Genomic DNA, 11608 nt, shown 5'->3' with positions numbered 1-11608 from the left:
CGGGGAACCTGCAAAACCTACCAAGGAGTACACACCATGTTCGCACCCAATTTCGCTGATCGCTTCTTCGCTGCTGCTGTCTCGCTCGCCATTTCGGCTAGCCTGCTTGCCTATGCGATCCTTCCCGCCAGCCCCAGCATCATCGCCTGACGCACCGCGCGCCAGACTGCAACACAAGGAAACCTGACCCATGTTCGGCAACAACTTCGGCATCCGCTTCGCTTCTGCGGCGTTCTCGGTGGTGATCTCGGCGGCGTTTCTCGCCTATGCGATCGTCCCGGCCAGCCCGAGCTTGATGGCGTAAACCCGTGTCCACAGGAATGCCTCACATGAACAGCATTACCCCAAATGGCAGCAAGCCGCCGAGCGCGGGTTTCCGCCTCGACAAGAGCCAATCGAAGATCTTTGGCGTGTGCGCCGGGATCGGCAATTACTTCGCGATTGATCCGATGCTCGTGCGGATCGGCTTTGTCGCCGGCGCGTTGCTCGGCTTCGGGAGCTTCATCCTGATCTACCTCGCGATTTCCCTGATCGCGGATTGATCACAGGCCAACGGGCGCCGGACGGGGCGCCCGCCTGCCTGCGGGCTACATCGCGGAAATCCCGCCATCGAGCTTGATTTCTGCCCCCGTCATGAAGCGGCTTTCATCACTCGCCAGATAGACCACGGCATTGGCGATATCATTGGGTTCGCCCACGAATTTGAGCGGAATCTGCCGCGCCAGCTTTTCCATCAGCACCGCCTTGTCGAGCGCATGGGCCTTGGCCGTGCCATCGAGGATCGGGGTGTCGACAAAGGTCGGATGCACCGAATTGCAGCGGATCTGCATGCCCTTCTTCGCGCAGTGGAGCGCAATCGACTTGGACAGCATCCAGACCGCCGCCTTGGACGCATTATAGGCGGGCATGGTGTCGCTCGCGATCAGGCCCGCGATCGACGAGATATTGATGATCGAACCCGGCGCGTGCTCGCGCATCAGCGGCAGCGCCTTCTGGCAGCCGTGGAAGATCGAATTCACGTTGATATCGAAGCAGCGCTGCCAATCCGCGAAATCGCAGGTCTCGATATTGCCCGCGACCCCGATCCCGGCATTGTTCACCAGGACATTGAGCCCGCCGAGATGTTCGCGCGCGGCGTCGACGGCCGCTTCCCACTGCACCGGATCCGTGACATCGTGGCCCATCCCGAAAGCCGTGCCTGCGCCCAGCCGTTCATTGATGAGCGCGGCGGTTTCCTCCGCGCCTGCGGCGTTGATATCGGTTACCAGCACCCGCGCGCCTTCTTCGGCGAGCCTGATGCAATGCGCCCGGCCAAGCCCTTGCGCGCCGCCCGTCACCAAGGCGAGCTTGCCCGCCACCCGTCCTGCCATGTTCACTCTCCCAGAAATTCTTGCGTAAGAAATAATGCAATCCGCACATCCACCGCGTGGCCTGCTTCGCGCCATGCCGCAACAAATGGCGCCACCTCATCCACGGGAATGCGGTGGACAAGGATGTTTTCATCGCCTTCGCCGCCGCCCGCGCTGATCTGTTCGAGCTGCGTGGCGCGCAGCAGGGTGAAGCATTCGGAGATCATGCCGGGGGATGAATAGAATTCGCCGATGATCTCAAGCTGGCCTGCGCGGTAGCCGGTTTCCTCTTCAAGCTCGCGCGCCGCGGCAGCCAGAGCGCTTTCCCCTTCCGATCCGGCCTGATCGCCGATCAGACCGGCCGGGATTTCAAGACAGAACCGGCCGAGCGGGACGCGGTATTGGCTGACAAGGATCACATGGCGGGTGCCATCAGCATCGCAATCAAGCGCGATGATGGCCGCCGCGCGGATATTGCGCGGACGGCCGACATATTCCCAGCGCCCGCGCCGCTTGGCGGTGATAAAGCGGCCCGGCCAGACGACTTCCTCTCCGGCATCGGCATCGCGATCGCGCACAAAGGCATCCGCCGGGGGGAGCAGGGGATGGGTGGGCATTGAGGGGCTGTCCTAGATTTCGATCAGCGCGTCGGGCAATTGGTTGCGATCACCCTGCGGCTTGGGAAAGTGCTGGGCGAGCACGAAGCCCACATCGCGTACGGCTGCGGCAAGCCCTTCGGCAATGCGGCCCTTGCGGATTTCGACCAGCATATCGCCCATCGCCTCACCCCAGACCTCGGGCGCGACTTTCGCTGCGATCGTGGTGTCGGCGAGGATTTCGGCGCGGTGATCGGCGAGGCTGAGGTAGATCAGCACCCCGGTGTGATCGCTCGTGCGCTGTTCGGTCCCGGCCTTGAACAGACGGATCGCCGCCGCATGGGCGCGCGCGGTCTTGAGCGCGCCGGGCACCAGCGCCAGCTTGATCGGCTGATATTGCTGGAGCGCGAGCATCACGCAAAAGGCGACGAGCCCCAGCGCGATCACCATGCTGGCGAGTTCGCCGCTTGTCCATTGATGGCCCCAGCCTGCCACCAGCCGATCCCACAGATCGAGAAAGGGGCGGGGAAGGAAGGCAAACAGGCTCATCGCGGCAAAGCTGGCGCCCGCCGACCACATCATCGCGACATCATTGTAGCTGTCGCTCTGATCGGTGAGGATCGTGACGATCTCACCCGATGTACCGGCTTCGGCCTCGGCCACGGCGGCTGCGACCAGCGCACGGCCGCGTTCATCGAGATAGGCCATCACCACCCCCCGGAGGCGCCGCCGCCTCCGAATGAGCCGCCACCGCCGCCAAAGCCGCCGCCGCCGCCCCAGCCACCGCCGCCACCTCTTCCGCCGCCGGACAAGGCTCCGCGCAGGATGGCACTGCCGACTTCCCACAGGATGATGTCGGTGGCGGTGTCGCGCGCGCTGCGCGCCGCCGCATGGCGATCCCCCCACGGCCCGGCACCGCGCGCGGCATAGCGGCGCGATTTGCCGGCGCGGATGATCGGGAGGATGAAGAACAGGAAGACAAACAACACGAAGAAAATCAGCCCCACCGGAATCCCGCCCTTGGCAGCGCGCTTCTTGCCCGCATTGGCCGCGATTTTTGCGGCCTCTTCCGGGGGCAGTTGCAACTGTTCGATGATCGCGGCGGTGCCGGCTTCGATCCCGCCTGGGAAATCGCCATCCTTGAAGCGCGGGATGATGGTGTTCTGGATGATCAGCGCGGACAGCGCATCGGTGAGATAGCCTTCGAGGCCATAGCCGACTTCGATCCGCACGCGGCGTTCATTGGGCGCGACCAGCAACAGCGCGCCATCATTGCGTTCATTGTCCCCGATCCCCCAGGCCCGGCCAAGCTGGTAGCCGTAATCCGAGATATCATAGCCATCGAGATCGCTGATGGTGGCCACCACCAACTGGCGCTGGGTGGTGGTTTCGAGCTGTTCGAGCTGCGCGGTCAGCCGCGTTTCGACTTCGGGCGGAAGAATGCCCGCCTCGTCCACGACGAGCCCCGTCAGCTCAGGGAACTTGGGCTGCGCTGCCAGTGGTGCAAAGACAGCCGGTGCCAGCAGCCCTGCCAGCACTGCCAGCAGGGCAAGCATGGCCCGGTTGATCGGGCGGATCACGCCGCTCAACCTGTGGTCAGATCAAGCGTCGGCGCGACTTCCGCTCCCGGCGTTGCCGCCTTGTAGGGCACCAGCGGCTGGGCGCCGTGGATCACCTTGGCGCCGATGATATCGGGGAAGGTGCGGATCGTGGTGTTATACTGGCGCACCGCTTCGTTGTAGTCGCGAATGGCAACAGCGATGCGGTTCTCGGTGCCTTCAAGCTGGCTTTGCAGCGCGAGGTAGTTCTGGTTCGACTGGATCTGGGGATAGGCCTCGAAGCTCGCCAGCAGGCGGCCGATCCCCTGGCTGATCTGGCCCTGTGCCGCGGCGAATTGTTCCATCTTGGCCGGATCATCCAGATCATCGGCGGTGATGTTGACGCTTGTGGCGCGGGCGCGGGCCTCGGTCACCTGGGTAAGGATCGTGCGCTCGTTCTCGGCAGCGCCCTTGGTGACTTCAGCGAGATTGGGAATGAGGTTCGAGCGGCGCTGGAATTGCGCTTCGACATCGGCCCACTTGGCCTTGGCCTGTTCCTCGGCTGCCGGGACCGAGTTGATCCCGCAGGCTGCAAGGCTCATCGCCACCACCGCGACCAGCGCGCCGCGGACAAGGTTGGTAAGCTTCATGGGGTGCTGTCTCCTCAAGGCACCGCACGCGCCACAGGCTCGGGCGCGCCGCGTGTTCTGTATTGTGGATATAGCACACCGCTTTGCCGGTTCAAGCGGTGCAAGGACAACGCGCATGGGTTGGCAGGGCGCGACGAGGCTGCCACAAGAGTGCGGTTATGACATGAAGGGGATAGTCATGCTTTCGGAATTCAAGGCCTTTATTGCCAAGGGCAATGTGATTGATTTGGCCGTCGGGGTCATTATCGGTGCGGCATTCGGGGCGATCGTGAAATCGCTGACCGATGAAATCATCATGCCGATCGTGGGGGCGATCTTTGGCAATATCGACTTCTCTGATCGCTATCTCGTGCTCTCGGGCGACGTCGTACCGGGCACACCGCTGGCCGCCGCGCGCGAGGCGGGGGCCAATGTGCTGGGGCTGGGGGCCTTTGTCTCGGTGGTGATCAATTTCCTGATCCTTGCCTTCATCATCTTCCTGATGGTGCGCTATGTGAACAAGGTCACCGCGCAATTCGCCAAGCCCGAAGAGCCGGCATCCGCCGGGCCGACCGAGGTGGAATTGCTCACCGAGATCCGCGACGCGCTGAAGAAGTGAAGTTCGGGCCAGAGGGCTGCGCCAGACGGCCCGATGGGCCGGCGGAGGGGCGCGCACAAACAAGGTCCCATCCACTTCACATTCAGCTTGGGCGCGCTATATGGGACGCGTCGGGCAACCGACTATGGCGATAAACTGCGGCGTGCAATAGGCACAACGGACCCGGGGGCAGTACCCGGCGGCTCCACCAGAAGCGGCGGCTCCTTACAAAAGGGCGCTGCCTCTCCTGACGGGGCCGAACTAGGATCGACGTGTGTTGAAAGACGTTGTTTTCGCCCGGGCTGAGTAACCCGTTCAAGGCTCAAAACCCATAAGTGCCAACGACAACGAAGCACTTGCTCTCGCTGCGTAATGTGACGGCCTAACGGCCTGAATCTACAAAGCCCAGAGCACGGTTCGGACCGAACCGGGTAACAGAATCGGAGACCGGGGGCCCGGGGGAGCCTAGCAACAGAATCCCCCACCTTCCTTCAGATGTGGGCTGGCGGCACGCTTCGTGCGGCAAGAGTGCCCTGCTCCCCCCGGCAAAGGCGCGGAGCCTAGCAACAGAATCCCCCACCTTCCTTCATATGTGGGCTGACGGCACGCTTCGGGCGGCAAGAGGGCTCTGCTCCCCTCGGCAAAGGCCGGAGGTGGACAAAAGAATTCCCCATCTTTTTTTGATGTGCGTTAGAGAGGTGCCACGGTGCATCAAGCGGCCCGATCAGCCCCGCGCGCTCCCCTCAAGTGTGATCAATCGTCCTTGTGATCGACGGTGCGCTCGCTCAATTGCCGTTCCAGCCGCAGGCAATCGAGGATCTTCGCTCCGCCGAGGAACACCGCGCCGGTTGTCGCCAGAAACAGCAATTGGCCACCAAGTCCGGGAAATTGTTCGAGATAGGCACTGCCGCGCGAGGTTGCTCCCAAAGCGAGGGCAAAGATGATCGCATAGGCTTCAAAGCGGTTCTTGATGACGAACAACTGCCGGATTTTTCGTAGCATCTCGCCTCCGCGACCTGACCCGTCGCTTGAGGTCAAAATTCTGACCCGCGCCGCGACTCTTCGTGGAGACACTACTGCCGTGACTGTGGTTTTGGCAAATTTGTTAACCAAGTTTGTTAAGCAAAAGAATCTCGAGCAACCTGGCCCGCGCAGCTTGAACAGTGCGTGCAAGGCTTTCGCTGCCCAGATCCGCCGGGTCAATCTGCTCCGGCCAATACGTAGCGATAACCTGCTCGATCGCATCAGCCTTGGCATCATCGAGGAGAAAGCGCGGATCGACCGTGGCCGGATCGCACACCACGCGCAGCCGAAGACAGGCCGGGCCGCCGCCATTGGCCATCGATTGGCGCACATCAACCGGGATCACCTGTCGGATCGGGCCGTTTCCGGCGAGCATCGTCTCCACCCAGCTCCACACGGCGGCGCTTTCGCGGCATTCCTCGGGCACGATCAGCGCCATGCTGCCATCAGGCAAGGTCAGAAGTTGGGCGTTGAACAGGTAAGTTCGGATTGCCTCTGCGAGGCTAACGGCAGACGCGGGCACTTCCACCACCTCGAGCGCGGGGAAAGCGGCGCGGATCGCGGCATAGGCGGCCTGCTGATCGGTAAAGGCCTCGGCGTGAGTGAACAGCACCGGGCCATTGGCGACCGCGACCACATCATTGTGGAAGGCGCCAGCGGCAATGGCTTCGGGGTTCTGCTCGATGAAGACCGTGCGCGCCGGATCGAGCCCGTGCGCGCGGGCGACGAGGCGGCTCGCCTGTTCGTGCTGGCGTGCGGGGAAGCGCCCGCCGGTCTTGCCATAGACGAACACCTCGACGCCGGGAGCATCGTGGCTTTCGCACAGGCGCATGTGATTGGCTGCGCCCTCATCGCCGAAAGTTGGCGGCACCGCATCGTGGACGGCGAAGTGCTTTGTGTCCCCGAAGGCAATGTCGAGCTGTCGCTTGGTATCGGGCCATTCCTGCGCGCGGTGGAGCATGGTAACGAGATTGGCGGGGGTGAGATGGCAGCGGCCATCGCGGGTATCGGGCGCCGGGCTGACGGTTGCTGCATTGGCTGTCCACATGCTCGAGGCGGACCACGGCGCGGCGCGCAATTGCGGCGGTTCGGAACCGTCGAGCGCCAGCGCGCTCTGCAAGGCGCGATTGGGGCGGGGCAAGGGGAGCAGGAAGCCCTGCACCCCGAGCCGTGCGAGATTGCCGCGCATCTTGGCCACCCCCTGCAAGGCGGCGGCGCGCGGGTAGGACGGATCGCCTGCGTGGCTCGCACTCGCGATATTGCCAAGGCTGAGCCCGGCGTAATTGTGCGAGGGGCCAACGATCCCGTCGAAATTGATTTCGGTGAGCACAGTCACAAATCTCCGTTCGCCCTGAGCCTGTCGAAGGGCCGTTTTTCTTTTCGACCCGTGGCACCGAAGACAGTGCGGGGCTTCGACAAGCTCAGCCCGAACGGGTTTGGGGCAAGCCTTACCGCCCCACGCTCCACACCCTATCGCCCTCGCGCACATCGAGCAGATCGGCCGAGGCGGAATCAATCGCGATGCCGCCTTCGCCATCGAGCAGCCGCGCGCCGAAACAGGCGCGGAAGGTGCCAAGGTGGCCGGTTGCGAGGATGGCCCGCTCGCCTTCGGTGGCGGTCACGTCCGTCACCTTGGCGTGCACCGCGTCGCGCACGCTGGTGACCTGATCGGTGTGCGCCACCATCGTCGGGCCGCCATCGAAGATGTCGACATAGCCATCATGCCGGAAGCCTTCGAGTTCGAGCATCCGCATCGCCGCCCGGCCTGAAGGGTGCGGCACGCCGATCACGCTGCGCGCGTCTTCGCCCAGCATCGCGATGTAGACCGGGTGTTTGGGCATCAGATCGGCAATGAACTGGTTGCCGTTGATCGCGTTGAAATAATCCGCTTCCTGAAAATTCATTCCGAAAAAGCGCCCCGCCACGCCGTCCCAGAAGGGGGAACCGCCGCGCTCGTCGATGATGCCGCGCAATTCGGCGAGAATGCGATCGGCAAAGCGCGCCCGGTGCATCGCAATGAACAGATAGCGCGAGCGGGCGAGCAGCAGGCCGAGCCCCCCGGCGCGTTCATTGGGGTGGAGGAACAGCCCGCCGACTTCGCTCGATCCTTCGAGATCGGTGACAAGGCTCAACAGCTCGGCGCGCACCGTGCGATCAAGCTCCTGCGAATACTGGGTCAACGTGTTGAGCCGGTAGGAATAGAACGGCCAGCGCTGCCCGACCTTGGTCATCAGTTGGCAGGTGCCGCGCACCGCGCCGGTGCGGGCATTTTCGAGCACCAGCACGAACAATTCATCCGCCAGCGTATCGCCCTCGCGGGTAAAGGCAGCCGCCGCGCGTTCGAGCTTGCTGTTCAAGGCCGCGCGATCGGGCGGCAGATTGGTAAAGCCGCCGCCGGTCAGCTTGGCCATCTCATAGAGATGTTCGAGATCAGCAGGGCGCGCCGCGCGCAAACGGAAGGTCACGATATTGCTCCTAGGGCCAGACGCTCGATGACGCGGGCAGACAGCGCCGCGCGTTCAGCGAGGCTGGGGACGATGAGATATTCCTGCGACGAATGGATCGCGCCGCCGCGCACGCCCATGGTGTCAACCACGGGCACGCCGCAGGCCGCGATATTATTGCCATCGCATACGCCGCCGGTGGATTGCCAGCGGATGTCCTGCCCCAGCTCCGCGCCGCATTCCCGCACCAGATCGAACAGGCGTTGCGCCTTGGCATCGACTTTTTTGGGCGGGCGGGTGACGCCGCCGTGGCGATGGGTCGAAACGTCATGTACGGTCTGAATATCGATCAGCAAGTGATTGAGTGCGTGATCGAAATGGGCGCCCGCTTCAACCGTTTTCGGGCGGATGTTGAAGCGCAGCACGGCATGATCGGGCACGACATTATTGGGGCCGCCCCCTTCGAGCTTCGCCGGATTGATGGTTATATCGGCGTTTTCCAGCGCTTTCAGCCGCAGGATCAGATCAGCCGCCGCGACAATCGCGTTGCGCCCCTCGTGCGGGTTGCGGCCCGCATGGGCGCTGCGACCGGTAAAGGTGATCGTGTAGTTCCCCGTGCCCCCGCGCTCATGCGCCAGCGTGCCATCGGGCAGGGCGGCGGGTTCATAGGTCAGCGCCGCCAGCTTGCCCGCGGCGAGCTCGGCAATCAGATCCGCGCTGGCGAGTGAGCCAGTTTCCTCGTCCGAATTGATCAGCACATCATAGCCAAGGCCGGAGGCGCTGGCCGTCTGCTCGAACGCCATCAGCGCGTGTAGCATGACCGCAATGCCGCCTTTCATGTCGGCCACGCCCGGCCCGTTGAGCGTCTCCCCGTCGAGCCAGCGCAGCCGCTGGAAGGGGTGATCGGCGGGAAACACCGTGTCCATGTGCCCGGTCAGCAGGATGCGGCGGTTCGCCTGGGGGCGGACACGCACCACCAGATGCTGGCCGTGGGGCTTGTCAAAAGCGGTACCATCAGCGGCAATCGCGGTGACGGGGGCAGGGTCGACCAATTCGACCGTGCCGGGGAGCGCCGCAAAAGCATCCGCCAGCGCGGCGGCCTGCTGCGCGAGGCCGGCAAGATTGCCGGTGCCGGTGTTGATCGCGCTCCACGCTTCGACCTGTCCAAGCATGGCCGCTGCATCAATCGCGGAAAGATTTGCAATTCCAGACACGCGCCACCTCTAGCCTGCCTTTTGTGCCAGTCCAACCCGTTGCAATCCCCTGTCCCCTGCGCCATAGGCCCGGGCGGTCCTCTCCTCCCCAGGTTGATCCAACCGATGAGGACACTGATGACAGACATGATCCCCCGCGCCGGTATCGCGATTGATGCGCGGCTTGCCAGCTTCCTTGAAACCGAAGTGCTCGGGCCGCTGGGGCGGGATGTCAGCACATTCTGGCAGGGCTTTGCCGCGCTGCTGGCGGCGTTTGCGCCGCGCAATCGGGCATTGCTGGAAAAGCGCGAGAGCCTGCAAGCGCAGATTGATGCTTGGCATGTCGCCAATACCGGAAAGCCTCATGATGCAGCGGCTTACAAGGCATTTCTGACACAGATTGGTTACCTCGTGCCCGAGCCGGGTGACTTTCAAATCGGCACGCAGAACGTCGATCCCGAGATCGCGACGATGGCCGGACCACAGCTGGTGGTGCCGATCCTTAATGCGCGCTTCCTGCTGAATGCGGCGAACGCGCGGTGGGGGAGCCTTTACGACGCTTTCTACGGCACCGACGCGCTCGATGCGCCGCCTGCTCGGCCGGGCGGCTATGATGAGGCGCGTGGCGCAGCGGTGATCGCGCGCGGGCGGCAGTTCCTCGATGCGACTTTCCCGCTCGCGGGCGGTGCAAGCTGGGTCGATCTGCCGGGCCGGGAGGGTGTCACGCTGGCAAATCCGGATCAGCATGTCGGCGAGACGGAGAAGGGCATTCTTCTCAAAAACAACGGCCTGCATGTCGAAGTTATCTTCGATTCGCACACGCCGGTGGGCGCGACGGACAAGGCCGGGATCGCTGACATCATCGTCGAAGCCGCGCTCACCACCATCGCCGATTGCGAGGATTCGGTCGCCGCGGTCGATGCCGAGGACAAGCTGCTCGCCTACACCAACTGGCTCGGGATCATCCGCGGCGATCTGTCGGAAAGCTTCGCAAAGGGCGGCAAGACGCTCACCCGCACGCTCGCCGGCGACAAGCGCTACACCGCGCCGGATGGTACGCAGCACTCGCTTCCCGGCCGCAGCCTGATGTTCGTGCGCAATGTCGGCCACTTGATGACCAACCCGGCGATCCGCCTTCCCGATGGCTCGGAAGTGCCCGAAGGCATCATGGACGCGGTGTTCACCTCGGCAATCAGCATGCTCGATGTCGAAGGCCACGGGCGCTTCGGCAATTCGCGCTGCGGTTCGATCTATATCGTCAAGCCCAAGATGCACGGGCCGGAAGAATGCGCCTTCACCAATGACCTGTTCGATGCGGTCGAAGACCTGCTCGGCCTGCCGCGCCACACGATCAAGGTCGGCGTGATGGACGAAGAGCGCCGCACGTCGGCCAACCTCGCCGCCTGCATCCATGCGGTGAAGGACAGGATCGTGTTCATCAACACCGGCTTCCTCGACCGGACAGGCGACGAAATCCACACCTCGATGCGCGCCGGGCCGATGCTGCGCAAGGGCGCGATGAAGGGCTCGGATTGGCTCAAGGCCTATGAGGCGCGCAACGTCGCCATCGGCCTCAAGCACGGCCTGTCGGGCAAGGCACAGATCGGCAAGGGCATGTGGGCCGCGCCCGATCTGATGGGGCAGATGATGGTTGAAAAGATCGCCCACCTGCGCGCCGGGGCCAACACCGCATGGGTGCCGTCCCCCACCGCCGCGACGCTCCATGCGCTGCATTACCATGCTGAGGATGTTTTCGCGGTGCAGAAGACGCTGCCGGAACCGATGGGCCTCGACGCGCTGCTCAGCATTCCGCTGGCGGACGGCGTCAACTGGTCCGAGGCCGAGATCACCGAGGAGCTCGACAATAATTGTCAGGGCCTGCTCGGTTATGTGGTGCGCTGGGTGGATCAGGGCGTGGGCTGTTCCAAGGTGCCCGACATCAACGATGTGGGCCTGATGGAAGACCGCGCGACTTTGCGCATCTCCTCGCAACATATCGCCAACTGGCTGCTGCACGGGGTGGTGACCGAGGCGCAGGTGATGGACAGCCTCACCCGCATGGCGGCCAAGGTCGACGCCCAGAACGCGGGCGACCCGCTTTACGAGCCGCTCACCGGCAACGCGGACGGCGCGGCCTTCAGCGCGGCGAAGGAGCTGATCTTCAAGGGTGTCGAACAGCCGAGCGGCTATACGGAGCCTCTGCTCCATGCTTGGCGCTTGCGGAAGAAGGCGGGGTAA

At 63.7% G+C, this 11608-nt stretch carries 14 protein-coding genes and 1 other RNA gene; 6 read left to right on the top strand and 9 right to left on the bottom strand.

Going from position 1 to position 11608, the window contains the following annotated elements; translation table 11 throughout:
• Positions 1–36: 36 nt before the first annotated feature.
• From SOQ14_RS02910 to SOQ14_RS02900, 3 genes are read left to right on the top strand one after another with little or no spacing between them, the layout of a single operon-like run.
• Positions 37–150 carry an enoyl-CoA hydratase gene (locus tag SOQ14_RS02910; RefSeq protein ID WP_322896543.1) on the top strand — a complete coding sequence of 38 codons (114 nt, stop codon included), beginning with the start codon at positions 37–39 and terminating at the stop codon, positions 148–150.
• Between the two features lie 40 nt (positions 151–190).
• Positions 191–304 (top strand): enoyl-CoA hydratase, encoded by a 114-nt coding sequence (locus SOQ14_RS02905; RefSeq protein WP_322896542.1) that lies wholly within the window; start codon positions 191–193, stop codon positions 302–304.
• Positions 305–329: 25 nt separating this feature from the next.
• A complete protein-coding gene (locus SOQ14_RS02900) occupies positions 330–542 on the top strand; it encodes a PspC domain-containing protein (RefSeq protein WP_322896541.1) in 213 nt (70 codons plus the stop codon).
• A gap of 45 nt (positions 543–587) precedes the next feature.
• Here SOQ14_RS02900 and SOQ14_RS02895 read toward each other — a convergent pair whose 3' ends face one another.
• Genes SOQ14_RS02895 through SOQ14_RS02875 form a run of 5 tightly spaced genes read right to left on the bottom strand, consistent with a single transcriptional unit; the run spans position 588 to position 4133 of the window.
• Positions 588–1370, bottom strand: a complete 783-nt coding sequence (locus SOQ14_RS02895; RefSeq protein WP_322896540.1) for an SDR family oxidoreductase — start codon at positions 1368–1370, stop codon at positions 588–590.
• 2 nt (positions 1371–1372) lie between these two features.
• Positions 1373–1966 carry an NUDIX hydrolase gene (locus SOQ14_RS02890; RefSeq protein ID WP_322896539.1) on the bottom strand — a complete coding sequence of 198 codons (594 nt, stop codon included), beginning with the start codon at positions 1964–1966 and terminating at the stop codon, positions 1373–1375.
• Between the two features lie 12 nt (positions 1967–1978).
• On the bottom strand, positions 1979–2653 hold the full coding sequence (locus SOQ14_RS02885; protein ID WP_322896538.1) for a TPM domain-containing protein: 675 nt from the start codon (positions 2651–2653) through the stop codon (positions 1979–1981).
• On the bottom strand, positions 2653–3501 hold the full coding sequence (locus SOQ14_RS02880; protein WP_416232722.1) for a TPM domain-containing protein: 849 nt from the start codon (positions 3499–3501) through the stop codon (positions 2653–2655). Before SOQ14_RS02880 ends, SOQ14_RS02885 begins: the two co-directional genes overlap by 1 nt.
• A 29-nt stretch (positions 3502–3530) precedes the next feature.
• Positions 3531–4133 (bottom strand): LemA family protein, encoded by a 603-nt coding sequence (locus SOQ14_RS02875; protein WP_322896536.1) that lies wholly within the window; start codon positions 4131–4133, stop codon positions 3531–3533.
• 178 nt (positions 4134–4311) lie between these two features.
• On the opposite strand from SOQ14_RS02875, the gene mscL reads away from it, so the two are divergent.
• Both mscL and ssrA read left to right on the top strand, forming a co-directional pair.
• Entirely contained in the window at positions 4312–4731 is a 420-nt protein-coding gene (mscL, locus tag SOQ14_RS02870) for a large conductance mechanosensitive channel protein MscL (RefSeq protein WP_322896535.1), read from the top strand.
• 71 nt (positions 4732–4802) lie between these two features.
• Positions 4803–5159: a transfer-messenger RNA gene (gene ssrA / locus SOQ14_RS02865) on the top strand.
• Positions 5160–5463: 304 nt separating this feature from the next.
• Here the strand turns inward: ssrA and SOQ14_RS02860 are convergent.
• From SOQ14_RS02860 to SOQ14_RS02845, 4 genes are all read right to left on the bottom strand, one after another.
• Positions 5464–5712 (bottom strand): hypothetical protein, encoded by a 249-nt coding sequence (locus SOQ14_RS02860; RefSeq protein WP_322896534.1) that lies wholly within the window; start codon positions 5710–5712, stop codon positions 5464–5466.
• Between the two features lie 103 nt (positions 5713–5815).
• Positions 5816–7063 (bottom strand): N-succinylarginine dihydrolase, encoded by a 1248-nt coding sequence (locus SOQ14_RS02855; protein ID WP_322896713.1) that lies wholly within the window; start codon positions 7061–7063, stop codon positions 5816–5818.
• A gap of 118 nt (positions 7064–7181) precedes the next feature.
• Positions 7182–8198: an arginine N-succinyltransferase gene (gene astA / locus SOQ14_RS02850; protein ID WP_322896533.1), complete on the bottom strand. Its 1017-nt coding sequence runs from the start codon at positions 8196–8198 to the stop codon at positions 7182–7184.
• Complete coding sequence (locus tag SOQ14_RS02845) at positions 8195–9349, bottom strand: hydrolase (protein WP_322896712.1); 1155 nt, start codon at positions 9347–9349, stop codon at positions 8195–8197. The genes astA and SOQ14_RS02845 overlap by 4 nt, the downstream gene beginning before the upstream one ends.
• A 159-nt stretch (positions 9350–9508) precedes the next feature.
• On the opposite strand from SOQ14_RS02845, the gene SOQ14_RS02840 reads away from it, so the two are divergent.
• Complete coding sequence (locus SOQ14_RS02840) at positions 9509–11608, top strand: malate synthase G (RefSeq protein WP_322896532.1); 2100 nt, start codon at positions 9509–9511, stop codon at positions 11606–11608.

The organism is Erythrobacter epiphyticus, from assembly GCF_034653295.1.
Classification (GTDB): domain Bacteria; phylum Pseudomonadota; class Alphaproteobacteria; order Sphingomonadales; family Sphingomonadaceae; genus Erythrobacter.
Note: the sequence above shows the minus strand (reverse complement) of the source record. Positions and strands in the feature narration are given on the sequence as shown.